The sequence below is a fragment of the Bacteroidia bacterium genome, from assembly GCA_040880525.1.
Classification (GTDB): Bacteria; Bacteroidota; Bacteroidia; order CAILMK01; family JBBDIG01; genus JBBDIG01.
Window position 1 is genome coordinate 119,067 of record JBBDIG010000021.1, and the last position, 26,382, is coordinate 145,448.

25 protein-coding genes and 1 tRNA gene are annotated in these 26,382 nt (G+C 44.7%); 8 read left to right on the forward strand and 18 right to left on the reverse strand.

From position 1 onward, the window contains the following. Position 1: 1 nt before the first annotated feature. Positions 2-577, forward strand: a complete 576-nt coding sequence (locus WD077_06185; GenBank protein ID MEX0966807.1) for a hypothetical protein — start codon at positions 2-4, stop codon at positions 575-577. A gap of 39 nt (positions 578-616) precedes the next feature. Then, positions 617-1,849: a peptidoglycan DD-metalloendopeptidase family protein gene (locus WD077_06190; protein ID MEX0966808.1), complete on the forward strand. Its 1,233-nt coding sequence runs from the start codon at positions 617-619 to the stop codon at positions 1,847-1,849. Positions 1,850-2,372: 523 nt separating this feature from the next. On the opposite strand, the gene WD077_06195 is transcribed toward WD077_06190, so the two are convergent. From WD077_06195 to WD077_06210, 4 genes are all read right to left on the reverse strand, one after another. Next, positions 2,373-3,056, reverse strand: coding sequence for a hypothetical protein (locus WD077_06195; protein MEX0966809.1), 684 nt, complete (start codon positions 3,054-3,056; stop codon positions 2,373-2,375). A gap of 59 nt (positions 3,057-3,115) precedes the next feature. Further along, on the reverse strand, positions 3,116-3,799 hold the full coding sequence (locus WD077_06200) for a hypothetical protein (protein MEX0966810.1): 684 nt from the start codon (positions 3,797-3,799) through the stop codon (positions 3,116-3,118). A gap of 2 nt (positions 3,800-3,801) precedes the next feature. Further along, positions 3,802-3,975 (reverse strand): hypothetical protein, encoded by a 174-nt coding sequence (locus tag WD077_06205; GenBank protein MEX0966811.1) that lies wholly within the window; start codon positions 3,973-3,975, stop codon positions 3,802-3,804. Between the two features lie 142 nt (positions 3,976-4,117). Continuing rightward, positions 4,118-4,816, reverse strand: a complete 699-nt coding sequence (locus WD077_06210) for a T9SS type A sorting domain-containing protein (protein ID MEX0966812.1) — start codon at positions 4,814-4,816, stop codon at positions 4,118-4,120. 227 nt (positions 4,817-5,043) lie between these two features. Between WD077_06210 and ligA the strand changes: the two genes are divergently transcribed. Next, positions 5,044-7,152, forward strand: coding sequence for an NAD-dependent DNA ligase LigA (gene ligA / locus WD077_06215; GenBank protein ID MEX0966813.1), 2,109 nt, complete (start codon positions 5,044-5,046; stop codon positions 7,150-7,152). A 69-nt stretch (positions 7,153-7,221) separates the two neighbouring features. Here ligA and WD077_06220 read toward each other — a convergent pair. The 7 genes from WD077_06220 to WD077_06250 form a co-directional block, all read right to left on the reverse strand. Further along, positions 7,222-7,306 (reverse strand) — tRNA-Ser (locus WD077_06220). Between the two features lie 190 nt (positions 7,307-7,496). Beyond that, a complete protein-coding gene (locus WD077_06225; GenBank protein MEX0966814.1) occupies positions 7,497-8,420 on the reverse strand; it encodes a YihY/virulence factor BrkB family protein in 924 nt (307 codons plus the stop codon). Between the two features lie 5 nt (positions 8,421-8,425). Further along, positions 8,426-8,833, reverse strand: coding sequence for a thioesterase family protein (locus WD077_06230; protein ID MEX0966815.1), 408 nt, complete (start codon positions 8,831-8,833; stop codon positions 8,426-8,428). A gap of 2 nt (positions 8,834-8,835) precedes the next feature. Continuing rightward, positions 8,836-9,894: an endolytic transglycosylase MltG gene (gene mltG, locus WD077_06235; GenBank protein MEX0966816.1), complete on the reverse strand. Its 1,059-nt coding sequence runs from the start codon at positions 9,892-9,894 to the stop codon at positions 8,836-8,838. A gap of 17 nt (positions 9,895-9,911) precedes the next feature. Next, positions 9,912-11,912 carry a tetratricopeptide repeat protein gene (locus tag WD077_06240; protein ID MEX0966817.1) on the reverse strand — a complete coding sequence of 667 codons (2,001 nt, stop codon included), beginning with the start codon at positions 11,910-11,912 and terminating at the stop codon, positions 9,912-9,914. Between the two features lie 371 nt (positions 11,913-12,283). Further along, complete coding sequence (locus WD077_06245; protein ID MEX0966818.1) at positions 12,284-13,432, reverse strand: GDSL-type esterase/lipase family protein; 1,149 nt, start codon at positions 13,430-13,432, stop codon at positions 12,284-12,286. A 117-nt stretch (positions 13,433-13,549) separates the two neighbouring features. Next, on the reverse strand, positions 13,550-16,027 hold the full coding sequence (locus WD077_06250) for a DUF5686 and carboxypeptidase regulatory-like domain-containing protein (protein ID MEX0966819.1): 2,478 nt from the start codon (positions 16,025-16,027) through the stop codon (positions 13,550-13,552). 146 nt (positions 16,028-16,173) lie between these two features. On the opposite strand from WD077_06250, the gene rsmI reads away from it, so the two are divergent. The 5 genes from rsmI (at position 16,174) to WD077_06275 (ending at position 19,861) form a co-directional block, all read left to right on the forward strand. After that, the gene (gene rsmI / locus WD077_06255) at positions 16,174-16,845 is read left to right on the forward strand and encodes a 16S rRNA (cytidine(1402)-2'-O)-methyltransferase (GenBank protein ID MEX0966820.1); all 672 of its coding nucleotides are present in this window, start codon (positions 16,174-16,176) and stop codon (positions 16,843-16,845) included. Beyond that, positions 16,823-18,469, forward strand: coding sequence for an apolipoprotein N-acyltransferase (gene lnt / locus WD077_06260; protein MEX0966821.1), 1,647 nt, complete (start codon positions 16,823-16,825; stop codon positions 18,467-18,469). The genes rsmI and lnt overlap by 23 nt, the downstream gene beginning before the upstream one ends. Before the next feature lie 157 nt (positions 18,470-18,626). Continuing rightward, positions 18,627-19,055 carry a DUF1573 domain-containing protein gene (locus WD077_06265; GenBank protein MEX0966822.1) on the forward strand — a complete coding sequence of 143 codons (429 nt, stop codon included), beginning with the start codon at positions 18,627-18,629 and terminating at the stop codon, positions 19,053-19,055. A 13-nt stretch (positions 19,056-19,068) separates the two neighbouring features. Further along, positions 19,069-19,455 carry a DUF1573 domain-containing protein gene (locus WD077_06270; protein MEX0966823.1) on the forward strand — a complete coding sequence of 129 codons (387 nt, stop codon included), beginning with the start codon at positions 19,069-19,071 and terminating at the stop codon, positions 19,453-19,455. Positions 19,456-19,459: 4 nt separating this feature from the next. Next, positions 19,460-19,861 carry a DUF1573 domain-containing protein gene (locus WD077_06275; GenBank protein MEX0966824.1) on the forward strand — a complete coding sequence of 134 codons (402 nt, stop codon included), beginning with the start codon at positions 19,460-19,462 and terminating at the stop codon, positions 19,859-19,861. A gap of 57 nt (positions 19,862-19,918) precedes the next feature. Here WD077_06275 and WD077_06280 read toward each other — a convergent pair whose 3' ends face one another. The 7 genes from WD077_06280 to WD077_06310 form a co-directional block, all read right to left on the reverse strand. Further along, positions 19,919-20,203 (reverse strand): acylphosphatase, encoded by a 285-nt coding sequence (locus WD077_06280; protein ID MEX0966825.1) that lies wholly within the window; start codon positions 20,201-20,203, stop codon positions 19,919-19,921. Continuing rightward, the gene (locus WD077_06285) at positions 20,200-21,222 is read right to left on the reverse strand and encodes an OmpA family protein (GenBank protein MEX0966826.1); all 1,023 of its coding nucleotides are present in this window, start codon (positions 21,220-21,222) and stop codon (positions 20,200-20,202) included. Before WD077_06285 ends, WD077_06280 begins: the two co-directional genes overlap by 4 nt. Before the next feature lie 64 nt (positions 21,223-21,286). Next, the gene (locus WD077_06290) at positions 21,287-22,825 is read right to left on the reverse strand and encodes an Rne/Rng family ribonuclease (GenBank protein MEX0966827.1); all 1,539 of its coding nucleotides are present in this window, start codon (positions 22,823-22,825) and stop codon (positions 21,287-21,289) included. 225 nt (positions 22,826-23,050) lie between these two features. Continuing rightward, a complete protein-coding gene (locus WD077_06295) occupies positions 23,051-23,911 on the reverse strand; it encodes a hypothetical protein (protein ID MEX0966828.1) in 861 nt (286 codons plus the stop codon). Positions 23,912-23,943: 32 nt separating this feature from the next. Beyond that, entirely contained in the window at positions 23,944-24,228 is a 285-nt protein-coding gene (locus WD077_06300) for an HU family DNA-binding protein (protein MEX0966829.1), read from the reverse strand. Between the two features lie 266 nt (positions 24,229-24,494). After that, positions 24,495-25,424 carry a T9SS type A sorting domain-containing protein gene (locus WD077_06305; GenBank protein ID MEX0966830.1) on the reverse strand — a complete coding sequence of 310 codons (930 nt, stop codon included), beginning with the start codon at positions 25,422-25,424 and terminating at the stop codon, positions 24,495-24,497. Positions 25,425-25,547: 123 nt separating this feature from the next. Next, on the reverse strand, positions 25,548-26,141 hold the full coding sequence (locus WD077_06310; protein ID MEX0966831.1) for a T9SS type A sorting domain-containing protein: 594 nt from the start codon (positions 26,139-26,141) through the stop codon (positions 25,548-25,550). Between the last annotated feature and the right edge of the window lie 241 nt (positions 26,142-26,382).

Sequence of the window (26,382 nt, forward strand, 5' to 3'; positions counted from 1 at the left end):
AATGAACCGAGCGCTAATTCTAAACCTCATCATTGTATTAATTACCTCTTGCCGGAGCCCAGTGCAGCCACAGGAGCGGACATTACTGAATATTAATGCCCTCATTTCAAAAAGCTTTGACCATTACCGAAAAGAGCCGCCTGCCCAAATGATCAAAACATTGCGATACGAGGACAAACTGGATCAGAAACATTTTGACACCACTGAATTTGGAAAGATTGATACTTTGTTCAGGGAGGTGAACATTCACAAATCTGCATACCTGAACAGCTACTATATTACGGATCGTCCTCTTCAAAAATCTATAAACAGCAATCTTCATCATCTCTCCTACCGGATAAAGGAGGACGAAACAGCTCCGGTAAAGCGGCTGGACTATTTTTATGAAGGCAAGGCGGGAGAAGAAAAACCGGTGGCACTCCTCATACTCAAAAAGGACTTTAATAAGCTTTATAAATCAACACAAATTATCCGCGCCACATTTGAAGAGGGGTGGTTAGAGCAATTGGAAATAGCGGGCACTGAGAACATTCTCTTTCGGGAACCCACAGCGTATGATCTCTTGTATCAATTCTAATATTATCGGACGTCCCACGCTTACAACCATATTGGCACCATGAGCAAAAATCTTAAAGCAGCCATATTGCTTAATTTCAGAATTGCCGGGTTTGCCATTCCTATCATTACAGCGCTGATTTCATCCTTCTCAGCCTCTGCGCAAAACCCCAGATTTGTTCTCCCGATTGAGGGAGCGTATATGAAGGACTATGTGATTGTAAATTATGTGGATTGGGACACGTTGGGCATAAAGGATTACCAATGCGGCAGCAAAACTTATGACGGCCATCAGGGTACGGATTTCACTTTGCGAAGCTTTAAGCAAATGGACTCCGGAGTGTTTGTGGTGGCTGTGGATACGGGCGAAGTGTTCTTTGTAATAGATTCTCTCTTTGACCGGAACAAGGTTACCAATGCTGGTGGTTTGGGCAATTATATCGGGATTAGCCATAGCGGCAAATTGCAGACTTATTACGCGCACCTGAAAAGAGGATCTGCGTTGGTGGAGTTGGACGATTTTGTGTTACCGGGCCAGCGGATAGGCCAGGTAGCAAGCTCAGGAAATTCTACTGATCCTCACCTCCACTTCGAGTTATACTATGATTCTCTGGTGCTGATTGATCCTTTTGCCGGGCCGTGCGGCAATCCTGGCACCTATTGGTTCAATCCCCTTGCCTACGTTGACAGCTTTGGAATTATAGATTATGGTGTGCTCAATTTTCTGCCCACGCTTGATACCCTGAGAGAAAGACCGCCACAACCGCCAATAATTTCTTTGCATGATGATACCATTGCATTTTGGATTCACCAATATGGCATCCGCGCTGGCGATACGTCCCGGATAGAATGGTTCGACCCAAAAGGGAATTCATGGTTTGATTTCTCTACGCCCGCTGCGCAGGATTGGTGGTACTACTACTGGTGGTCATACATCACTCGTCCGCCCGATAGCCTCTCCGGTACTTGGCGCGTAGTGTATTCCCTAAATAATCAGGAGAAAGCATCCATGAACTTTGAGATAGAAGCGCCTGCTTCCATTGGCAAGAATGCGACACCTTCCGCCATTAACCTGGTCTTTTTAAAAAATCACCTGCACATCAGGTCGGATAAGAATATGAAAAGGATAAACATGAGCTTACACAATGTAAATGGACAAACCGTATTCAAAGATTCTTTCTATGCTGATGCTATGGAGATTTCTGTCCCTTTACCCCTTCTTTCCTCGGGCATTTACATTGTTGATATAGTGACGGATTCAGGCGCTTTGCAACAGAAATTTCTGATAGATTGATCTGAAAATACTTAGGCGGGAGAATTTATAATCACAAAATCCCTGAAGTTTTGCCGCGATACTCCGGCTACTTCGGCATTATAGGTTTCTCTAAAAGTTTTGGGCAGGCGGATGTTCTGCCTGGGACTCCATTTTAGCGTTTGCTCAAGACTTCCATAGATCGTAGTCTCAACTCTTTTTCAGGAATTAAATCCTCAAAAGTTATAACTATTCGGGATTATGATCCTCAAAAGTTAAAGTATGCCATCCGGCTTTGCCTGAAGAAAATTAGAAGAGGACTTAAAAGCAAAAGCAAGAAACGGGGGAAGTTTCTTGCTTTGCTTCAATTCAATATTCAATGGTTACTTCAGTAACTTCAGGATCACCCTTTACAGAAAAGGAAGCTCTATGCTCAATTTTCCGGAATTCTTGACCAACAGGATCATATTGAAATTCATTATAACCTCTTCCCCATCCAAATTTTCATTCAGAAAAATTAAAAAGCAAAGCAAGAAACTCAATAAGCCTCTTGCTTTGCTTTTATTCAATATTCAATGGTTACTTCATTGACGATAGGGTCACCTTCTACTTGAGCATTAACCTGCTTAGATCTTCTCAATTGGTTATATAAGTCATCATAATAGAATTCCTTAAAACCACGGCCATAATGCAATGTTTTTTGAGGGGGAGGGAACCGCATTTCTCCCCATAGGCCTTCAAATTCCGTAAGGATAGTGTCTACCTCTAGCACTATATCAAATCCTTTTTCTACGCCATACCCAAAAAATAAAGTATCCCCATTCAACGGCTTTAGAGGCTTCAAATAAATCCTTAAGGTTCCCCAGAAAGGACCCCGAGTGTAAAACGTATCCTTCACATCCTGATTTACGGGTATCTCTCTTACTTTGAAATAACCAGGGCCATCTGACCAAAATTCAATGGTGGCCTCCCTGCCGTCAACTTTGGTCTGTTCGTAGGTGAAGGAAAAGTTTCCATGCAGGTCAGGCGTGAAAAAGCCTAGTGATTCACTCCTTTTCCCAAACGTGCGGCTCGCACCAGGGTCAAGCGCCACCACCTCCCACTGTAGTTTAGGCAAAGGCACAGGTTGGTCCGGGGCTTTCAGGATGGTGCCGCTGATGGTGTATTCTGGCGGCTCTACTTTTTTGCAACTGCTCATCAATAGCAGCGCGGCAAAAAGGGCGATCTTGACGGTTAGTAGCTTTTTCATGCAGAAAAATTAGAAATGCAAAAGGAAGAAACGGGGAAGTTCCTTCCTTTTGCTAAAACTTAATATTCAATGGTTACTTCATTGACAATGGGGTCACGGTCACCATCTATATATGGTGAAATATGGTTAGACCATTTGACATTATGCTCAATAGGATCAAAATAAAACTCTGAGAATCCCCTACCATAATGGATGGCAGTGTAAGGAGTAGGAAAACGCATCTCTCTCCAAAAGCCATTGATCTCGCTGAAAATAGTGTCCATTTCCATATATAGTCTGCCGCTGACCAGTTCTGGAAAACCTATTAATAACGTATCATCAGCCAACGGCTTTAGAGGTTTCAAATAAATCCTTAATGTTCCCCACGATGGCCCGCGGGTGTAAAACGTATCATTCACCTCCTGATTCACAGGTATCTCTCTTACTTTAAAATAACCAGGGCCATCTGAATACATTTCGATGGAGGCAGTAGAACGGTCAATATCGGTCTGCTTATAGGTAAATGAGAAGTTGCCCTGTTGGTCAGGGGTAAAGAATCCCAGGCTTTCAATCTTCCCGGCCATCCCTTGTTCGGGGTCCAGCACCACCACCTCCCACTGTAGTTTAGGAACAGGTACAGGTTGGTCCGGGGCTTTCAGGATGGTGCCGCTGATGGTGTATTCTGGCGGCTCTACCTTTTTGCAACTGCTCAACATAAGCAGCGCGACAAAAAGAGTTATCGTAAAGGTCAGTAGCTTTTTCATATTTACCTCCTGTTATAAATGATCTTTTGATAAAATGATGCTTCATCCGTTTGCACACTCACGAGGTAGATGCCTCCCGGCACCCCGAGGTTGCTAAGGTCTACCTGGTATTCCTGCATATCGTTAATGTCGGCCTTCATTATTAAGCTGCCCGAAAGGTAAAATACTTTTGGCATATTTTTCCAAAAAGATGTAAAGCCCTTTTCACGAAGCAAGAACCACAACCTCGTGCAGAAAAATTCATCGCGCTATAAAATAGAAAAGGGGTACTGCCTCATAAGTATGCAGTACCCCTTTTTCTCCCGGTTCAATATTCCTTTACTTTTTTACCTTCCGTATCTTTTGATAAGCATTTGAATTGTTCGTTTCCAATACCAGGTTGTACTTTCCTTCTTCAAGTGATGACAGTTCGGGAGAACTAAAGCGGTTCCTTCCTTCGTCCGCCAACTCGTGCCGAACGAAAACAAGCTGTCCGGCTTCATTATAAAGTCTGATCTCAATATTCTGTTCTTCCTCACTTTTATAACTGATGTTAAATTTATCCTTGAAGGGAACAGGATGCACCCGGATACTCCGTTTCTTTTTCTTACCCTTCTCCACCTTCAGGATTTGGCTGTATTGCGAAGCATCATTATGCAACACCATTTTCAGCCGGTAATATTCTACGTCTGATTGTAGCCCGTACAAGTAGTACTTATATGATACCGGTTCATCGCTCGATCCTTTGGCGTGTACCAGATCTACCGAATCGAAAACGATCCCATCCTCAGAGCGTTGAAGCTCAAAATAATTCGTGCTGTTTTCAAACTCCGTCAGCCAGTTCAGCAGCAGCCGGTCATTTTTCATGGTAATGCTGAAGTTCTGCAATTTCAGTGGTTCCGGTTTAGCTCCGCATTCGCCTAAATCTTTTTCCGGGGCAGTTTTTCCGGAAGGCAGCGTAGCAGATGCAGGAGCTGCATGAGCGAGAGAAGCCGCAAAAATCAAGACCATCGTAAAAATAGTGTTGGAAAATCTCATAATAGCTTTAAAAGTATTTTATTCTTAATTAAACGATTTAATCATGGCACAAACTTCCTGGTATTGCAATACATATTTAATCAAATCACCATTGGACACCAACACATGCAAGATTTTCACGCAATACTATCATTTCCTCATAATATATCTTAAAATAGTATTTTGCCTGATGAAAAGATTTGATATCTGAATTAATTTTACACCCTGATCAAACTCCTGGATAAACCGTGTACACACCTGAGCAAGAGCAGAAATTGCTGGAGGAAACCCAACATTTCCTCCGGGAAACTCCACCGAAGAATTCTTTGCAGGAAGCTGGAAATACGATAGATCAACTACGTAGAATCATTGGATATCACGATTATCGCTATTATATAGCTTCCGAACCGGTGATTTCAGATTATGACTATGACCGGCTTTATAAACTGCTGGGCAGCATAGAAAATGAATACCCTGAACTGGTGGACCCTGATTCGCCCACACAACGAATTCCCCAGGGACTCACCAAAGAATTTCCCACGGTAGAGCATATCGTCCCGATGCTTTCGCTGGACAACTCATACAATGAGGAAGACCTTCGTGAATTTGACCGGAAGGTTCGTGAGGCCGCAGGAAAGCAACAGGTGGAATATTGCGTGGAGCCCAAATTTGATGGAGCGGGAATTTCGCTCGTTTACAATAAGGGCAAGCTGGTAAGGGGCGCCAGCCGTGGAGATGGGGTAGCAGGAGAGGAAATTACCAATAATCTCAAAGTACTCAGGACCATACCTTTTTCCGTAAACCTACAGGGGTATAATTTGGCTACACTGGAATTGCGCGGTGAAGTAATGATACCCAAAGCATTTTTCGTAAAAATGAATGAAGAGCGGATCAAAGAGGGTTTAGCAGCCCTGGCCAATCCGCGAAACTCGGCTGCGGGTGCATTGCGAATGCAGGATGCTGCACAGGTGGCAAAGCGGGGCCTCATCGCTTTTATCTACCACATCAGCTATGCAACGGATGCAAACGGCATGAGTCTGATACCATCAAAGCTTGTCACCCACAGCGGCAATATTGCTTTGTTGCATAAAATGGGGTTCAAAACGCCTCATTCCCTAATGAAGGTTTGTAAGGGCATAGACGAAGTAATTCATTATTGCCACGAGTGGCAAGAAAAGCGCGATGAGTATGATTTTGAATTGGATGGCCTTGTAGTAAAGGTGAATGACCTTTCACTACAGGAAAAGCTGGGGTTTACCTCGCACCATCCCCGCTGGGCAATGGCCTTTAAATTCAAGGCGCGGCAGGGAAGCACCAAACTTATAGATGTACACTTCCAGGTGGGCCGGACAGGAGCCGTAACGCCAGTAGCCAAACTTGCCCCGGTAGAGATCGGGGGCGTGAGTGTGTCGTCAGCGTCTATGTTCAACGAAGATTTTATTCTTGAAAAGGATGTGCGAATTGGGGATATGGTGCTGGTGGAGCGGGCCGGAGACGTTATTCCCTATATCGTAAAACCAGTGCGGGAAGCGAGAACAGGTTCTGAGAAAATAATCTCATTTCCTGCGGTTTGTCCCTCGTGCGAATCGGAACTTGTAAAGCCAGAAGGAGAGGTTGCCAGGCGGTGTGTTAATATTAACTGCCCTGCGCAGGTGGTGGAGCGACTAAAACATTTCATCTCGAAAGATGCGATGGATATTGAAGGATTTGGCGGAGCAAACGTGCAGCGATTCTTTGATCTGAACCTTCTGGACAGCATACCCGGAATCTATAAAATGGATTATGCAGGAATTGAAGGGTTGAAAGGGTTTGGAAGCAAATCAGTGGAAAAACTTAAGAAGGGAATTGAAGAGAGCAGGCAACAACCTCTTCACCGGCTCATATTCGGTCTCGGAATACGATATGTGGGGCAGGCCACCGCCAGAACTCTTGCCTCAGAGATCCGGTGCCTCAACGATCTGGAGGAGTGGGATGAGGAAAAACTCAGCTCGTTGCAGGATATAGGGCAGAAAGTAGCTGCCAGCATATTCGAGTTTTTCCATACCCCTGAGAACCTGGAAATAATCCGGTCGCTAAAAGAACTGGGCGTAGAGACCTGCAAACCCGAAGATGCTGAAAAACCGCAAGAAGGTGAGTTTCATGATCTCACATTCGTTTTCACCGGCTCTTTGGAAAGGTTTACCCGCAATGAAGCCAAAGCAATGGTAGAGGAGCGGGGTGGAAAAGTGAGCAGTTCTGTCAGCAACCGTGTGAATTACCTTGTAGCGGGGGCTGAGGCAGGCTCAAAACTAGATAAGGCCCAGAAGCTGGAAACGATCAGGATCCTTAGCGAAGATGAATTTCTGAAAATGATCTGATCTGACGGATTGGATTTGCCCGAAACAGAAAACCCGCTGATGTAATCACCAGCGGGTTTTTCTTGTGTGCGGAGGAAGAGGGATTCGAACCCCCGGTACCTTGCGGTACAATGGTTTTCAAGACCACCGCATTCGACCGCTCTGCCATTCCTCCGGTGCAAAGGTAAGGCGCTGTACGGCACTTTGCAAAGGTGAAAATGACCTGGTCAGGTCGATTATCTAATAACCCCGAATGCTTCAGGGGACAGGATGTGCATCTATTATCGCCATCGATTCCACATTACTGTAAGGCTATGAATTTCAGCCAGAGCCAATATTTTATGCAGATAAAACTATGAAGCTTTCTACTTGGCAAGTTTTTCATACTTACGGGAAATAAGAATTATGTCATTGATCTCATAGCCAATTACGAGGACAGCAGCATTGATATAAAGCAGCACCATCACCACAATGAGCGCTCCCAGTGAACCGAAGAGTTTGTTGTATTGCGAGAAATTATCAACATAAAGCCCGAAGCCTACTGAACAGAGCATAATAATGACCGAGGCGAAGAATGCGCCCGGCATAAAAATTTTCCATCGCTTCATCCGAGGTGTACCGTAATAATACAGCAGCGTGGTTCCTGTTAAAATAATTGCAAAAAACACCATCCACTTCAGTACAAGCAATAGAAATGAAAATGCATAATCCATCATGTAATCTTCGAGCAGCAGGTATTTTACGAGCGCTTCTGTACCCGTTAAAATGGCAATACCCAAAATAAGCAGGAAAGGAAGAATGAAGGAAAAGCCGAGGGCAAGAAGCCGTTTCTTCCAAAATGGACGGGGATCGTTTTTGTCAAAAGCCTCAAGCAAAGAGTGGAAACCATTCTGCGAATAGTAGAGTGCCAGTATAATTACGAAGGAAAGCAGGCCCACCCGCTGCGTTTTAAGAATATCCACAAGCGTATCCCTGATGGTTTCATAGGCACTTTCCGGTAGAAACTCGCTGAGAAAAATCAGCAACTCTCCTGACATATTATCAATAGGAACATAGGGCAACAACGTAAACAGGAAAATAAGGCCGGGAACAATAGCAAGGAAGAAGTTAAACGCGATGGACGAAGCGCGCATATTCAAGGATTCATTTCCGAGCCGGATGCGGAAAAAGCGGACAAAATAATAGATGGAAATTCCTGCAAAGCCCGGCAGCACAGTATTCTTGGACCACTCTATTACCCTGCGGTAATAAATATTTCTGTCCATTATATTCTGGTGCAGGTTGCTCATCCGGTTCAGGTAAAATATGGGTCAAAAAGTTTCTTCACATGTACAGGTGGCAGCACGGGCCTTTTTGTGCCGGCATCAATAAAAACCAGTGTGGTTTCCCCCAGGTTAATCAGTTCATCATCCTGCCTGAAGATTTCATATTTAAAAACGATACGCAACCCAGGCATTTCCGGGATAGTGGTGCGTACCCGGAGAAGTTCATCATAATAGGCAGGTTTTAAAAAGCGGCTTTGAAGATCGCGCACCGGCAAAAGAATCCCCTGATCCTCCAGTTCTTTGTAGGACAGGCCGAGGCTGCGCATGGCCTCCACACGGCCCACTTCATAAAATGTAGCATAGTTGCCGTAATAGAGGTATCCCATGCGGTCGGTTTCGCTATACCGCACCCGCAACTGAGTATCAAAAGAGTACAAGGCTATTCTATATTATTTTCGTCTAAAGCAGCGTGGTAAAGGTCAGCATTTGCTGCGTGCTGCTCGTAGGTAACTGCGAAATTATGATAGCCTGAAAAATCTGCGCGGGCGCAAAAAAACAGATAATTATGCTCCTCCCGGTTCAAAACCGCGTTAATAGCAGGCTGGCTGGGAATGCTGATGGGGCCAGGTGGCAGGCCCTTATGCATATACGTATTATAAGGTGATTCAATCTTAAAATTCCGGTAGTAAATTCTTTTCGCATCATGATAACGTAACAGGTACTTCAGCGTAGGATCGGCCTGCAGCTTCATTCCTTTCTCCAGGCGATTACAATAAACCCCGGCAATGCAGGCCAATTCATCCTGGCGGTAGCTTTCTTCCTGTACAATAGAAGCGAGTACGGTAACTTCAAATGGCGTCATATCCAGTTTACCGGCCTGCTCCAGCCGCTCAGGAGTCCAGAATTCCCGGTAGCGGCCATAGAAATACCGGAAAACTTTCCTGGCATCGCTGTTCCAGTAAAGTTCATGTTTTCCACCCAAAAAAATACTCATCACACTTTCCGGTGTAAGTCCATAATCAGCCAGGAATTCCTCATCATCCAGAAGCGCCAGCAGTTCAGTTGAATCGGCCTCTAGCTTTTCAGCAAAGAACTTCGCCAGATCTGTCTTATCAAGCATTCCATACATGCGCAGTTTCACGGGTTCCTGCATTCCTGAACGCAGCAATTCCACAAGCTCTTCTTCACTGATGCCTTTGCTTATTTTATACCGGCCCGGGAATACATTTGATCTGTATCCAATATCCTCCGCAAGCCATTTAAAAGTGTTGGTATCCGTGATCATGCCTTCGGTGCGCAGCATTCTCACCACCGACTTGAAATCGGAACCGGTGGGTATATTCAGGTAGCGATAGCCATACTGCGAGCTTTGAACAATAGAAGGCCGGTAAACCTCCCAATAGCTGTAATTTACGAACCAGTACAGGCCAAAGCATACACCCAGGAAAAGCCCTAAAGCACCAAACCACAACCAGAATTTTCGATTGCTCTGATCCATAATTTCAGGAAGTTATTTTAATCCGGTGAATTAGAGATGAGTTGAAGGAGCTGGCGGGCTTCTGCATTTGCAGGCTCTTTATCAAGTATCTGCAAGGCAAGGCGCTTTGCCTCCTCAATCTGCCCACGATAAATGTAAACCTTAAGCTTATTGATCCTGGCAGTAGTATAATCAGGATCCAGGGAAACCGCCCGGTCAAACAACTGCTCCGCTTTGTTGACATTGGCCGCCAGCAGTTCAATAAAGCCTAAGTTATTAGCCGCTATTACCATTTGAGGATTTTCTTTTAGTACAAATTGAAATTCCTTACGTGCCTGCGCGGTATCACCCAGTATTAACAAGGTAGTCCCCAACTTGTTACGATAATCCAGATTCCGGGGTTGTTTCTCCACTGCTTCCTGATAGTGGTTTCTTGCTTTATCAATAATGCCCGAATTCTGATAAGCCTGCCCGGTTTGGTAATGCGTCAACGCACTCACTACTCCGGCCGGTCTCACTTCTTCAGCCATTTCAATTAATCCTCGAAATTCATTCTTTAAATACAAAAAAGAAATCCAGAGTGCGTAGTTTCTTTCTTTTGAGAGCGGGGACAGATAATGGAATGCACTATCCAACAAAAATGGCCTGGGTTCAAATTTTTCATAATAAAACAAATACGCACGGGCCGTAACAGCAGGATCAGGATTTTGGCTGAGGGTACTGCGCAGACCTGCGACTTTCAGATCGGAAGGACTGACCGAAGGCAGAGGATCCTTCCCGTCCCGAACGCGGATAAAATGATCGGTGATGGTGACATGCGGAATATCAATGGTATTGGAAGGCGGCATGTGGCACGAAATACAATTATTGTTATTGGAAACAATACGCTGCTGCAACGGCATTTCGCATTCATCATCCGGCTCAGTGTGGCAGGTGAGGCAGGCATTTACGAAATGCTGCTGCTTCGTGCCTTTCACGCTGACATGGGGGTTATGGCAGGAAATGCAGTTGAGCGGCCGGAGCGTTTTATGCTCCTGCGTTTCAGTGAAGCAAGGGCTCATCTTCATCCTGTCAGCATGAGAAGCCATAATGAAGCGATCTTCCGTTTCTTCATATTTTGGGAGAAATACTTCCATTACATCGCTAAGCTTCATTCCCGGACGGAAGTCATCGAAATCCTTACCTTCTTTCAGCACGGCATTTCCCTGCAAATGGCAGCGCTGGCAAACATCCGTCTGTAGTTCCAGGGGTAATTTGGCCGGGTTCACAATGCTGAAGTCGGTGTCATTGGTAATGTCCACCAGCTTACCTTCCAATTTCTCCTGCACATGGAGGCTGCCTGGGCCGTGGCACCTTTCGCAGTCAATGCCATCCGGCATGTGCGTAAATCGGTTTTCTGAACCCTTGTCAAATTTGGGATAGGCATTATGGCACGTCATGCACTCAAAACCAATTTCGCGGCTAAATCGCGTATTGCGTCCATCTTCATAGCCAGGCGGTAAATCCAGTTGTTCCTCCTGCACATACCAGGTAAATGGTGCCTGGTACAAATAGCCATTTACGCTATAAATGTGGGAGTTGGTATGATGGCCGGAGCCAATAATAAAATCAACAGGTTGAAGGCGCTTATGTACAGTATCTTTCCCCTCCAGCCGGTATTCCAGCACCACAAGGCTATCGCCCTGCCACCACGGCTTATAGTACAAATCGCTATGAACATCATAAACAGGTTCATGATCCTCAAAGGAGGCAGCACTTCTATCTTTTGTAGCCTCTCCAAAACTTTGGCCCATGCCTGTGCGGATGTAGCTTTGATACACGTTTTCATGGCATTTGCGGCAGGTTTCCATACCCACATATTCCACCGTATCTGCAAGATTCCGGAATTCAGAACCTTGAATGGCCGTTGCTGATTCTTGAGGATCATCAGAGAAATCGCACCGGGCAAAGCCAGCCACCGCAAGCAAAATTACCCCCATCACCACAATCGAGAAGCGATGTTTTGCAATTGTGCCAAGCCTGAAAATCTTCGAATTCAAAATATAAATGAAAATATATAATGCACGGGAATCCTTGCAAAGTTGCGGGTTGCTGCGAAATCAGGACCACTTCCCCGTTTACTGTGCCTTCTGACACTATCCGGTATTACGAATTTGAGACAATGCTTAAATATAAAAAACGCATCCGGCAACGTTGCAATAATGCCGGGGATTTAAATTTTGGACGGTTAAATAGAATGATAGGTTCTGCCATTATATTAATTGAAAACAGAAAAATCCTGAATGAATCTCAAGATTGATTATGGAACCTTGAGGTTAAGGGTCCTCTAAATCGCCACCATGCGATTTTCTTATTATCATAAACCGTAGAAGGCCAATCCTTTATTGCCTATTGTCAATTGCTGATTGTACTACTGCGCTGCCAAAATACTGTTCCTCTCGATAAAATACTGGTGAAGTAAATCAGCCATTTGTCTGCTTCCGGATTCATTAAAATGGCAATCATCATAAAAGGTCTTTGTTCCTTTCACGAATGAATCAGTCAGATCTATATAGGGTAAATTCCTTTCCTGCACAACTTCCAGAAGCACTTCATTGAATTGACGGATTCCATCATCCAATGCCTCTGGCGAGTAATATTCAGCACAACAGTGGTTTTGATAATTACCCTTCCCTCCCATCCATAGAAGCCGGCTCAGTGAGTCGGGCATATCAGAATGATAAAGAGTTGGTTGCGTCAGGAATATAATTTCCTGTCCATGTCGTGCAGCCATGTCGGCCATCATTTCCAGGTTATCGTGATATTTGGTCAAAGCCGTGGTCATATCCGGAAGTTCCGGAATTATACGGGAAGCATTCCGCCTGTTGCTGCGCCAGCCCTCGTACGTCTCGCCAGCCTCATCCTGTATATTTCCGCTCCGGTACCTGTGTTTACTATTTCGCAAAACCCGGTACCAGGCGGTCTCCTTATAAAATGGAAGCGCCACTTCATCATAACTAATTATAGAGAATGTGAGGCGTATCATTCCTTCATAGTCGGGGTATAAATAGCGGTTGCTGTCTGAAAGAAAACGCATCAGATCATTGATGCCGGAGAGCACAAGCAGGGTTTCCACTTCTCTGAAATCGGGGTCCTGAAGCATATATTCCATCACCATACGAACGTGGCCAGAATGAAGGCCTGATTTACCAGCATTGCCCACCCAGTAGCGAGTGCTGCTGTTTTCATTGAGTTTCTCTTGCAGGAGTTGTGGCCATGCCTCTTCCTGGTCCAGGTATAGACACTCTGTAGTGCTGCCACCAATGGTCATCATTTTTATAGCCTCTTTCTCCGGCTCGCTGCCCCGTACACCAAGCGAGTTGAAACTGACATAAGCCAGCCCGCTTATACCCGGCATTATTCCTTCCGATGGTTTAAATATTTGTTGCAGCTTAGGCGGCCAGATATAGTTCTTCGGACTGTCAGGAACCACAAGCCGAAGCAATAATTCTCCTAAAACCAGCGCTAATGAAAGCGCAAGTGCCAGCACTCCTATATTTTTAAAAAATCGTTTAATCAAGGAAAATATATTTTTACAAATTAAAAGATATTTTTTCTATTTCAGGTAATTTTTGTTTGTGACGACTTCTATTCGAGCAGTGCAGGCCGGGTATTATTTTTACAGAATCCGCTGCAACTACAATTGAATCGAAATACCTCCTCCGTTATTGGGTTGGAAACTCTTGCCCATGCGGAGAATGTAACCGAAGCCGGGTTTTGATAAATGCCTGAAGTTCAGCACAAAATCCAACCTTATCAGACTCACGCCTTTAAAATTTATAAGATTGTCAATTCCAAAGACCAGTTCATAATAGGGTTTTTGCTCTGCCGTTAACAGAGTTTTCCCACCTGCCACCAATTGCCACTTCAGCTTACGAATGAGGGGTATTTTATTAAAGAAAAAACCTTCAAAGTTATGCTCCCAATGCGCCTCCAAAAATTCTTCATCCGTACTATACTCATAGTAAGGAAGCAAAAGGAATTCATTCAGCCCGCCAAGCGACAGCCCGATCTCATTCCCAAAGAAATGACGGTAATCCTGGAAATACATGTTTTTCCGGTTCATGAACTTGCCGGCTCTCACGTCAAAGGAACTAGTGCCCAGCAGCTTCAGGTCCATCTCATCGCTGATTCCCAATTCAATAAAATCGAAGTCCGCATGGCTGCCTGCAATCCCGGGAATCGCTTTCTCATATTTTAGTTGCAGCACCGGCCATTTGCTGCCGAGGCTTAGCTTTTTATCACCGATGGTGACGTAATAAGGCGCTATCGCTATTTGCAGACCGGTCTCAATTTTAAATATCCTGCTGTCTCCTGTCTTTACCGGTTCAGGATAGTCCGGAATATTATCAGCGTAAAGTTTATTTTCATCTTTATTAAATGAAAACCCTGTTGTGTTAAACAATTGATTTCTATGGGCATAGCTCACCTCCAACTGCGGTGTGATCCCATTCCATATTTCCTCCTTCCACTCCGCTTCTGCATAGGCCTTTTCAAAAATCTTCATGAGATTTTCTTTGTGAAGGAGCGAAGAAAAAGTATTTATCAAGGGCAAAACAGGACCATTCTCGTCAAATTGCTTTACATCCCGCCCGGCAGCAAAGCGCCACATTCCCTTTTGGTATTCTCCGCCTCCGTTTAAATGGCCGTTGCTAAAACCATAACGGGTAAAAAAATTAAGCTTCAGCGGTACACTTGTTTCATAATTCTGTGTGAACCTGTAGGATAAGTTGATATTCAGCCCTTCTACTGTATTGAAGTTAACGGAGTATAAAAGAGGCGCTATGTAGTGACTATTTTCTTTGTACGAATTGGAATATGTATAGCCGGATAAAAATATTTCCCCGATTGTAAGTTTGTTTCTCTCTCTATCAACAGAGTCCTTGTACTCCTTTGACTCATGTACTGTTTCAATGCTATCTTTTATGCGATAATCGAGCAATTCCTCCTCCGAGAGCGGCACCGGCCTGATTTCTTTCCAATAAACAGAATCCTTTGCAGAGGCACCGGGTTCCACCTTCAGTATTTCTCTTGAGGATGATTCATCATTCACCGCACTAATCTGATAATCACTGTATACGCCAAGGAAGTTACCGGCAGCACTAAATCCAAATAAATTAAAACTAAAATAAAAGTTTTGATTGAAAACCATCCACAATGAATCATTAACAGGAAGGTAGGTTTGCCGGATGCGCACTGTGTCCAGCAATCGAATTCCATTTTTGCCGGTAATGGTCAGATCCGTGCTATAAATTCGCCAGTCGTCTTCCACTATATGAATATATCCATGAAAAACCGGATCATTCGGGCGCTTTGGGATCACCTCAATTTTATTGATCAGCAGATCATTCTCGATATAAGCTTCCTCCAGCCGGTAGTCATAAAAAAAGAGCGCAGTAGCCGCAACGGGTGAAATGATCCCCCGCTGGGTTAGCTGCCTTATCTCCACATTATTTTCATAAAAGTTAAAGGGGTCTTCAAAAATAAAATTCAGGCTCAGCCCACCCGATTCTCCGCTTACCCTAGAGGAATGTACAATTTTACGGCAGGCTTGCCCCTGTTTGCAAATTCCGGTGGAAACGCTTTCAGAAAAGTACAGGATTCCCTGGTAGAACATATTCCGTTCGTTGAACATGGTATCCAGTTCTGCTGAATCCACTCCCGGAACACCCCGCATTTTAATGATTGCCTTGCTGTATATTTCGTTGTTATAAGAGGGTATGGCTTTCAGATGCTCTTTGCGGCTTGCAATAGCCGCCCTGATTACCCGGTAAGCCGGATCTTCTCCGTCTGATATCACGACCTCCTGCAATCCAAGAAAGCGCTCCTCAAGTATTACATCCTGCCGCTTCTTTTCTTCAGAACTGAGCCGGATATCAAGTGTTTTTACTTTATATCCCAAATACTGAAATATGACCTGGTGCGTTCCTGCCGGCAATTCCAGGTGGTAGTAGCCTTCAACATTGGTGCTTGTGCCGGTGGTGGTGCCTTTCACATAAATATTGGCAAACGCAAGCGGTTCCCCCAGCGTGTCAGTAACGCGTCCAAAAATTTCAGCCGCATGGAGGGAAGCGCCCAGGGAAATGAAAATGAGGAATATAATGAAGATTTTCAACGGGTTGGGTATTTGAATTTATTGAAGAACAAAGCTGGCTTATTTGAATGCGGCATCAAATAGCGCATTTTTTCTGAAAAATCCAATGGATTCACCCTTCCTGTCTGCATGGGTTACTTTTGCAGCAGCCAACCAGCACACGCGAAATGGGAAAATTAATAGCTGTGCCCACGCCTATCGGGAATTTAGAAGACATGACGTACCGGTCAGTGAGGGTATTGAAGGAGGTGAATCTCATTTTGGCTGAAGATACAAGAACCACAAAAAAGCTCCTCAACCATTATGGCATCCTCACTCCTTTGCGGGCTCATCACCAGCACAATGAACACAAGATAGCCGAGAAAATTGCTGAGGAATTGCAGGCTGACGTAACGTATGCCGTGGTAACGGATGCCGGAACGCCTGCCATATCTGACCCGGGTTTTCTGTTGATCCGGGAATGCCTGCGGCAGGGCGTTACGGTGGAGTGCCTTCCTGGGGCCACCGCATTTGTTCCGGCACTTGTAAATAGCGGATTGCCCGCCCACAGCTTCACTTTCGAGGGGTTTCTGCCTCACAAAAAAGGCCGCATGAAACGGCTTACGCTATTGGCAGAAGAACAGCGCACTATGATCTTCTATGAATCGCCTTACCGCTTGCTGAAATCCCTGACGGAAATGGCTGAGGTCCTTGGTGCAGAAAGAAGGGCATCGGTTTCGCGGGAGCTGACAAAAATATTCGAAGAAACAATACATGGAACTTTGGCTGAACTTGCCGCTCATTTTGAAGAAAAACCCATTAAAGGAGAACTCGTAATTGTTATCGCAGGAAAAAATTAATCATCTGGTATTGCTCATCCTGGTGGTGGTGAGCGGGGTATTAGGCTATTTTGCCTGGTCGCCCTATTCCGCAGCTTTTCTCATTTTCGTTGCTTTTGTCCCCACTTTGCTGATGGAACATCTGGTGTTTCAGGCAGCGCACAGAAATTCGAATTGGGTAGTTTTCTTTTACGCTTTCCTGAATTTTTTGGTGTGGAATGGCCTTACTACTTATTGGGTTTACCTGGCGTCCCTGCCGGGAGCCATCATGGCGGTGTTTTGCAACAGCATACTACAGGCTGTCCCGGTGCTGATCTATCACGTTTCGAAAAAACATATCGGGCAGCGCTTGTCGCTTCTCACCCTCATTTGCCTTTGGATTTCCTTAGAATATCTGCACCTGAACTGGGACCTTGCCTGGCCGTGGCTGAACCTGGGAAATGTATTTGCCATGCACCCTAACTGGGTGCAGTGGTATGAATTTACCGGAGCCCTCGGTGGCAGTTTATGGGTGCTGCTGGTCAACATCCTGATCTTTGAAGTTATTCTGCGATACTCAATGGGACGCGAAAAGCATAAACCAATGTTTCGCATCTGGCCGGAACTATTGCTCATTCTGCTGCTCATTACCGCTCCGTTTATCCTTTCATGGTTTCTTTACCGTCAAACCTTCCCGGCTGTTCGCACTGCAGAAGTGGTGGTAGTGCAACCCAACGTTGATCCTTACAATGACAAGTTTGACCGAAGCACAATGAACACGCAACTGAATAACCTGCTAAGGATCAGCGATTCGTTGCTTACAAAAGATACAGAACTCCTGATTTGGCCTGAGACAGCATTACCGTGGAACTCTGAGATTACCACGGTGAATGAAACCGAGCCAATGCAGCAGATTATCGCTTTCCTGAAGAAACATCCGCAAATGAAGCTGATCACCGGATTTTCTCCTTATCTGATCTATCCGGAAGGCAAAGGAAAGACACCCACCGCCCGGCAAGTCCAGAATTCAGCGAACTACTATGACGTATTCAATTCTGCCCTGTTAATAGATGGCACCGGACAATATCAGTATTATCATAAAAATAAACTGGTGCCCGGAGTTGAGATCATGCCATATCCGGCCGTCTTTAGTTTCCTGGAGGATTTTGCCATTGACCTGGGCGGTACTTCCGGCAGTCTGGGCCGCTCAGACAAGGCCATTGTTTTCCCTGTGGATTCTTCGATTCGGGCAGCCCCGATTATATGCTACGAATCTATTTTTGGCGACTATACCGGTGATTTTATCGCAGATGGCGCTAACATCATTGCGCTCATTACCAATGATGGCTGGTGGGGCAACAGCGATGGATACAAGCAACATCTGCACTATGCATCACTGCGGGCCGTAGAAACGCGAAAGGCCATAGCCAGAAGTGCCAATACCGGCATTTCAGCCTTTTTCGATACGCGCGGGAATATCATGGAGCAAACCGGTTTCTGGGTTCCCGGAGGATTACGGGCCAATCTGCCGATCAATAACCATATTACCTTCTACGTGAAGTATGGTGATTATATCGGTCGAATTGCTTCCTATCTTTCTGTATTTCTGCTGCTTATTGTTATCATGAGAAAAATAACAAGGAAAAGGGCACGATATATTCGCTAATGCCAGCCTGGAACTATTCAGGGATTTGCAAAGTTTGACTCTATGATCAACTTCTGATGGCTTTATTCGTTAGCTTTGGTCAATGATTTTTATACCGGATGCTGGTCTTTTTTTTGCAAAACCCGGTACGTTAATTCAAACTCAATAAAAATATAAAATGAAAAATTTACTTGGACTCCTCCTTTTAATGACAATGTCCTTCAGCGTATACGGGCAAAAGGCCGTGGCAGAATACACTGAGGATTCCCACGATTTCGGAACCATAACTGAAGGCACACAGGCTAAGCACGTTTTTACAGTAAAGAATACCGGCAATGCAGATCTTATGATCGTAAATGTACGGCCTTCATGTGGCTGCACCACTCCGTCCTGGACGCGGGAACCCATTGCTCCGGGTAAAACAGGAACGATTACCGCAGTTTTCAATTCATCAGGACGCCCAGGGAATTTCCACAAGTCCATCACGGTTACTACCAATGAACCGCAATCGAACAATACCAAAGTGATTTTTATAAAAGGAACGGTTACCGGGAAGGGCTCAGCGAAACCTGCAGAAGAAACTCCGGTAAGAGTACCAGGAAGCTAATATGGACTCAGGAATGCAACGCTATCTTTCAATGCTGCTGCTGTTCATGGCAGTCACGTTCCATGCAGCGGCACAAGGCCCTGTGATGACCCTGGAAACGGATAACCACAACTTTGGCCAGATCAACGAAGGAGAAAAAGCAGAATATGAGTTTGAATTCACCAACACGGGAGATGCGCCATTGGTGATTAGCGATATTTCACGAACCTGTGGCTGTACCACTCCCTCCTATTCCAAGGATCCCGTAATGCCTGGCGAAAAAGGTAAGATCAAAGTTGTTTTTGATTCCGAAGGGAGGCCAGGCAGGTTTCATAAATCAATAACCGTTACCACCAACGAAAAGGGAAATTCCAGGAATCAGATCTATCTCCGTGGCCAGGTAATGACAAAAGGAGGATAAAAGAATGAAGCATTTAACCGCCATTATTTTTACTGTATTCTGTCTGTCGCAGTTAGGGGCCCAATCAGGGGCCGGGATCAGTTTTGAGAAAGAAACGCACGATTTCGGAACGATCATCCAAAATTCCGAGGCAAAATATACCTTCAGGATCACCAACAGCGGAGATAAACCCCTGATCCTGCTGGACGTGAAACCAGGTTGTTCATGCACAGTTGCAAACTACACAAAAGAAGCTATTTTACCCGGAAAGAGCGGCTTTATAACAGCAGAGTTTAATAAAACTGAAGAGGTGGGTGCTTTTATGAAAAATATAACGGTTACTTCCAATGCGAAAGGGGATGATTCCTATAAAATGATTTTCGTCAAAGGAACAGTAGTATCGAAAGAGAAAACCTCCGGAAGTTAATCATCCGGCAAGTGCCTGAATTATAAAAAAGCCTCCTTTCCCGGAGGCTTTTTCGTTTTACCTGACTATTTCGAATCCGGAATAATCACCCATTTGGACGGGTGTTGACTTTACGTCCTCTACATCGGATGCCGCAGGGCCTACCTTCAGCCAATCCAGGAACTTCTGCATTGCCTCATCCGAACCCTGGGCCTCAATTTCCACCTTTCCACTCTCCAGGTTTTTTACGTATCCCTGTATTTCAAGCTCTTCAGCCTTTCGTTGGGTTTCACTTCTGAAATTAACTCCTTGTACGTTGCCTGAAACTGAAATCCTCAGTCCAGTCATTTTGGATGGTTTCATTTCGTTTCAATTAATTGATAAAGCTCATCAAGATTTGGGGTAAGGATAATTTCTGTACGTCTGTTTCTCCTGCGGGCTTCAACGGAATCGCTGGAATCTACCGGTACGTATTTGCTTCTTCCCGAAGCAACCACCCGCTGTGGATCAACATTTCCTTGCTCCGTAAGAACCCGTGCCACCTCGGTAGCTCTCAAAACGCTGAGATCCCAATTGTCTTTCAGACAGCTTCCTGCGCTGATCGGTACATTATCCGTATGTCCTTCAATCAAAACAGCCACACTGGGTTTAGTATTCAGCACTTCAGCCAATTTTAAAAGAGCCTGCTTTCCATTTTTATCAATTTCATAACGGCCACTGGCAAAAAGAAGTTTTTCCTGAAGCGACACATATACTTTCCCGTCCTTCAAACTTACCGTCAGCCCCTGGTCCTGAAAACTTAATAATGCATCAGCAATGGATTTTCTCAGGGCCTGGTTTGCAGAATCCTTTTGCCCGATAAGTCGCTCAAGTTCATTTACCCGCTCCACTTTTTCCATAAGTTCACTTTGGGTCATGGTAAGATTCTGTCCGAGTTCCTGGGCTTTTGCTTCTTTCGCCTGCAATGCCAACTCTTTCTGAGTCAATTCCTGCTCGCGCTCCTGCAATTCAGCCTGCAGTTTCTGCAGGTCTCCGGCCAGTTCCTGCGCCTTCTGCATACTTTCAGTAGAGATCGTTTTATTCCGGTCAATCAGTTCCTCATAAGTGGTATTCAGCCTTTGGTACAAATCATTAAGCCTTCGTTGCGCCCGGCTAAGATGAATGGTGTCCTCCACCAATTTCCGGATGGTATTGGATTGGGCCTCCATATCCACAAGCGCCCTGTCATAGTCAGTCCTGATGTCGCTGAGGGCAGAACGGCAACTGTCCAGCCTCGTGTCCAAAGCCGCATTTTCGGTTTTCAAATCCTGAACAACCCGTGGTGATACGCACGCGCTGAGCATAGCCGCTGCAATTGCTCCGGCCAAGAGTAGATTCTTCATAGGATGTTATGATTATTGGTTTTACTGCTGTAAAGATAGGTCGCCAGGGAAGTGCAGAAAACTGTTATGCCTCAATCTCCTTTCCTGTGGAAGTGAGGAGGAGATATTTGGTGATGAAGAATGCTTCATCAGCTTCCACTTCAATCCAGATTTTGTACTTCCACATCCATTTCCATCGCAAGGATACCATACCTTTCGTAAGATGGCTCTGGATAAAAGGGTTGACGATTATTCTGAGTGAACGCTCTTTATATTCTTTCATGATTTCGGTCAGGCGATTCTCAATTTCTTCCACCACCATAATATGGGGATTTGCCTCACCTGTTCCCTTGCACATGGGGCATGTCTGGGCATTATTCATATTAAGTTCAGGACGCACCCGTTGGCGGGTGATCTGAACCAAACCAAATTTCGAGATTGGGAGCACCGAATGTTTTGCCCTGTCTTCCTTCATCAACTCTTTGAGATGGGCATGCAGCTTCTTTTTGTTCTCGAACTGGCGCATGTCAATAAAATCAATGATGATAATGCCGCCAAGATCGCGCAGGCGAAGTTGTCTTGCTACTTCCTCCGCTGCCTCTGTATTAATACGCAGGGCATTGTCCTCCTGATTTTTTTCATTGCTCCTGCGGCTGCCGCTGTTCACATCAATTACATGCATAGCTTCGGTATGCTCAATGATCAGATATGCGCCCCCGGTCAGATTCACGATCTTTCCGAAAAGCGTTTTCATCTGCTTGTCAATACCATAGCTTTTATAAAGGCTGCCTTCCCCGGTAAAGAGCTTGACAATATGTTCTTTCTGCGGGGCTATTCGCTGGATATAATCTTTCACCTGTATGTAATACTGCTCATTATCCACCAGCACCTTTTGAAATGAATCATTAAGAAGATCACGCAGAATTGATTCGGTTTTATCCAACTCTCCCAAAAGCTTGGGTTTGTTCTGCCGAAGATTCTTTATCAGCAAATCCCATTTATCCACCAGGTTGCGCAGATCGCGGTCAAGTTCTGCCACCATTTTCCCTTCGGCTACCGTACGGACAATGATGCTGAAGTTGGCCGGACGAATACTGTTCAATAATCTTCTCAGCCGCTCTCGTTCTTCTTTGTTCCTTATCTTTTTGCTGATCGCCATAGACTTGCCGAACGGGATGAGGATCACATATCTTCCGGCAATGCTAAGCTGGGAGCTAAGGCGAGGACCTTTCGTGGAAATAGGCTCCTTCATGATCTGCACGATGATGGGGAGTCCGGGTTTCAGGACATCAGTGATTTTGCCGGTTTTCTGAATTTCGGGTTCAAACTCAAAATTGGCAAGCTCCACTCCGGCATCATTAGCCGCCTGAGCAAAGAATTTTTGCTGCGTTCTGATATTCGGCCCCATATCGAGGTAATGCAGAAACGCATCCTTTTCATGGCCAATATCAATAAATGCAGCATTTAATCCCGGCAGCAACTTTCTTACTCTGCCTTTATATACATCACCCACAAGAAACTCATCTTCAACATTTTCATGATGAAGTTCTACAAGTTTTTTCTCTTCAAGCAATGCAATGTCGGCTCCGTGAGAAGTAGTTTGAATTACCAGTTCCCGGCTCAAAAGATCATTAAGAATTTATAATGGTTATACACATCAGGTGCAGAATAGAAGGAGAGAGCACCTCAAATTACCAGTCCGGAATTTCTGTATAGCAGAGTAATCCCGACAAAAAGAACAGGACTATTTCTTCTTCTTATGACGGTTTTTTCTAAGTCTCTTCTTACGCTTATGAGTGGCGATCTTGTGTCTTTTTCTTTTCCTACCGCAAGGCATATTGATTACTTTTTATTGATTCTGAATTGAGTTTATAATACGGGCGGCTTCTTTTTTCAATGCAGGATCCTGAATTAGCATCCTGTACTGACCAAACGCAGAAACTGCCTTCTTATCGTTGTCCATCATCAGATGAACCTGACCCAAATAATAATAATGAAATGGATTTTGGGGCTGCAAAGTTACTAAAGTTTCAAATCTTTCCAGAGCCTTTGGATATTGCTGCGACTGTATTGACAACACTCCTAAATAAAAGAGCATCTTCTGATTATGAGGGTCTACTTGCTCTATTTCCTTGAGCAATCCAACTCCTTTCATCACATCATCCTTCCCTTCAATATAAGCCACGGCCAGATCAGCCTTTGCATTTAAATTATCAGGATTGATGGACAGGGTCTTGAGATAGGCATGGATAGAAAGATCCACCAGTACGTTAAAAGTGTCACCGGTAGCGGTCTTTTCAGCCAGGTAATATTGGTTGGCTGCATTGCTCCATAGCTCCTCGGTTGAATTGGCTTCTGCCGCCTTTTGGTAGTAATATCCGGAGATTATGGGGTGGCCGGCAGAATCCCAGGCCTCGGCCAAGGCAACCCACCGGGTATTCACTTCCTCAATATCACTGGCTGACTTGACCAACTCCTCTCCGGGTGATCCCAGGGAGGAGCGAACTTCTGCAATATGATCCTCGATCACAAAACTCGCAGAATTCTCTATCTCTCCATGATCATGACCATCCTCCATACCTGGCGGAACCAGTGTGGAAGTATCATCATTTATTGACTGGGGATTGTTTTTACCCATAAAAAAGATGAATGCAACCAAGCCCAGAATCAATACTAATGTTCCAGTTTTGATCCACGAGGATTTGGTCATATTCATCTTTTTTTAGTTAAGGGGGAAGAAATTTACTTCACCTTTTTCTTCACATCCTCGGCAAATGATTTTGCCGGTTTGAATGCAGGAATGTAATGGGGTTCAATAATCAGGGAAGTATTCTTTGCAATGTTCCGTGCTACCTTACGGGCTCTTCTCTTTACAATGAAGCTTCCAAAACCTCTGAAGAAAACATCATTGCCTTGCGACATTGAGTCCTTCAATACGTGAAAAAAATTGTTTACTACTTCCTCCACTTCCTTCTTATCTATTCCGGTACGATCCGAAATTTCAGATACGACTTCTGCTTTTGTCACTTTTCCTCCAAATTTTATTGTGAGACAATTAGAACTTAAAAAAGGGCGCAAATCTAATCAATTGACCCTTAAAAACAACAACCGGCAGGTTGATTGAGCATCAGCACTTCCGGTGAATTTTTGCCCACGATACCAATTCTGCGCCATAGCCTCAAAATTCGATAACCATCTGAAAAAGTTGCTATGGGATTTTAAAGGCGGATTCTGTGAAAGATAAGGAGATGCCGACCGATAGAGTGAATATATTTGACGGAATACCCAAACTGCTATTTCACCAGCTTGAATTGATGCTTCTGACCGGACTGCGTTACGTTCAAAATATAAACTCCTGTTTTATAATTTAAAACAGAAATTTCAAGGTTATTGTCGTAGGTAGATTTTTCTGCCACGATCCTTCCGGCAGCGTCAAGGATCTGAACCTGCTTTAGTCCCGCTCCCGGCAGTTCAAGATTGAGGCTTTCCTGCATAGGGACGGGATATGCGCGAATATTGGATACCAATTCAAGATCATGTGCAACGACTGCCGCCCAGCCGTAGTTAAACTCATATACAATTCCATTTTCGGGATGGCCGTTCAAGCCGCTATAATTTTGGAAATTATCTTCAAAATCCGGTTCTGAGGGGTCTGCCGTCAGTCCAATAAAAACTGAACCGGAAACATCCATCATATACACGGCTGCTCCTGATGTGAAATATCCCCCATAGGCGCTATCCCGGCCAACATGAGAGGGACCATAATGCATTTCGATCTTACCATGCTGCTCGTACAACCATAATTGGAAATTCGCTGAATCACGGTTATCACCTTCAAAAAAATGAGCATTTTTCCATTGGATCTTAAATATTCGATCAGGTGATGAACCTGCCACCTGATATGCTACAGGCGACCTGCTCTTAGTTATCCCTGCATCCCGCAAGTCATTACTGAAAATTCCAATTAGGTCACTACCCAGAGCAGTAAAATATACATACCCGTCACCTATAACAATCTGATCAAGTGATTCTTCAAAAAACTGGAAATCGAAAGGCATGCTGATGTTCCAAACATCATCATCCCAGGGATCATCATCAGAGAGGAGTGTCGGAGATTCCAGTTCGGTGTAGGTTGCGGTTCTCACGGTCAGTTGATACGATTGCGCCTGCACCGTAGTGGCAAACGCCAGCAAGGCCAGGATTACATAGTATTGCTTTTTCATTTCAAAATATGGATTATTGGTTTAATTGATTATGACAAATATATCCTCATTTTATCCAAATTTCCGCTGCACTATCAGAAATTGAATTGGGTAGATACAGCCCGGCACAACCGGCCTAAAAGGCTACTCAACCATCAACTTGTAACTTGAAAAAGTATCACCCGTCCTTGCCTCAACAAGATAAAGGCCCGGCTTCCAGGTGCCTACGTTGATTATGGATTGCGCACCCGCTGACCGCTGCCGGTATACCAATTGGCCAAGGGAATTGTAAACGATTAGGCTGACATCTTTTAATGCTGCTGCCTCAGGCAGGGCAATTATCACTTCATCAGTGGCCGGGTTGGGGTAAATGTGCAAAGCAATTTGGCGCTCCACTTCCTTTATCCCAACCTTAACGGTGGTATCCTGGCAGTCGGGCTGTACGCAGCCGAAACTATCAGTGAGCATTATCCAGCTCCACAGCCCGGTGGTATCGAAGCCTGGAACCGTACCTCTGCTGACAATATCTCCAACCAATATGATTCCCCCAAAAGGTGTAGGAGCAATATTCTGCAAAAAATTATTCACTCTGAAATCATCAAAGTATCGGTAGTTCCGCTGCCAAATCACCCTTCCATTTTTGTCGGTTTTAAAAGCAACAGCCAAAAAGCTCCCGTTATCATAGTTCTCACCTAAAAACAATAAGCTACCATCCGCTAATTCCTTTACTGTATGCATCCTATTAGTGCTAGCGGTATCACCATGCTGTCGGGTCCAAAGGGTATCACCGTTTTCATCCAAACGACCATAGTAGTACTTAGAAATATAGCTAGGGCCATTGGGTAATTGAGCTAATCCATAAGTCGCAGCGAAAATATATCCTCCAGTTTTGTTTTTTTAATTTCATTAGAAGGATAATTTGAACCCTAACTCGGAATAATTTTACGTATTAGGTAATAAAAAAACCGGCAACTATCAC

Bases quoted from the DNA above. Each gene is read 5' to 3' on its own strand.
- WD077_06305 (MEX0966830.1), bottom strand. From the start codon at position 25,424: ATGAAAAAGCAATACTATGTAATCCTGGCCTTGCTGGCGTTTGCCACT.
- WD077_06210 (MEX0966812.1), bottom strand. From the start codon at position 4,816: ATGAGATTTTCCAACACTATTTTTACGATGGTCTTGATTTTTGCGGCT.
- WD077_06195 (MEX0966809.1), bottom strand. From the start codon at position 3,056: ATGAAAAAGCTACTAACCGTCAAGATCGCCCTTTTTGCCGCGCTGCTA.
- mltG (MEX0966816.1), bottom strand. From the start codon at position 9,894: ATGGATCAGAGCAATCGAAAATTCTGGTTGTGGTTTGGTGCTTTAGGG.
- WD077_06265 (MEX0966822.1), top strand. From the start codon at position 18,627: ATGAAAAATTTACTTGGACTCCTCCTTTTAATGACAATGTCCTTCAGC.
- WD077_06190 (MEX0966808.1), top strand. From the start codon at position 617: ATGAGCAAAAATCTTAAAGCAGCCATATTGCTTAATTTCAGAATTGCC.
- WD077_06285 (MEX0966826.1), bottom strand. From the start codon at position 21,222: ATGAAGAATCTACTCTTGGCCGGAGCAATTGCAGCGGCTATGCTCAGC.
- WD077_06295 (MEX0966828.1), bottom strand. From the start codon at position 23,911: ATGACCAAATCCTCGTGGATCAAAACTGGAACATTAGTATTGATTCTG.
- WD077_06310 (MEX0966831.1), bottom strand. From the start codon at position 26,141: ATGCATACAGTAAAGGAATTAGCGGATGGTAGCTTATTGTTTTTAGGT.
- WD077_06185 (MEX0966807.1), top strand. From the start codon at position 2: ATGAACCGAGCGCTAATTCTAAACCTCATCATTGTATTAATTACCTCT.
- WD077_06200 (MEX0966810.1), bottom strand. From the start codon at position 3,799: ATGAAAAAGCTACTGACCTTTACGATAACTCTTTTTGTCGCGCTGCTT.
- WD077_06225 (MEX0966814.1), bottom strand. From the start codon at position 8,420: ATGAGCAACCTGCACCAGAATATAATGGACAGAAATATTTATTACCGC.
- WD077_06270 (MEX0966823.1), top strand. From the start codon at position 19,069: ATGCAACGCTATCTTTCAATGCTGCTGCTGTTCATGGCAGTCACGTTC.
- WD077_06280 (MEX0966825.1), bottom strand. From the start codon at position 20,203: ATGAAACCATCCAAAATGACTGGACTGAGGATTTCAGTTTCAGGCAAC.
- WD077_06205 (MEX0966811.1), bottom strand. From the start codon at position 3,975: ATGCCAAAAGTATTTTACCTTTCGGGCAGCTTAATAATGAAGGCCGAC.
- rsmI (MEX0966820.1), top strand. From the start codon at position 16,174: ATGGGAAAATTAATAGCTGTGCCCACGCCTATCGGGAATTTAGAAGAC.
- WD077_06275 (MEX0966824.1), top strand. From the start codon at position 19,460: ATGAAGCATTTAACCGCCATTATTTTTACTGTATTCTGTCTGTCGCAG.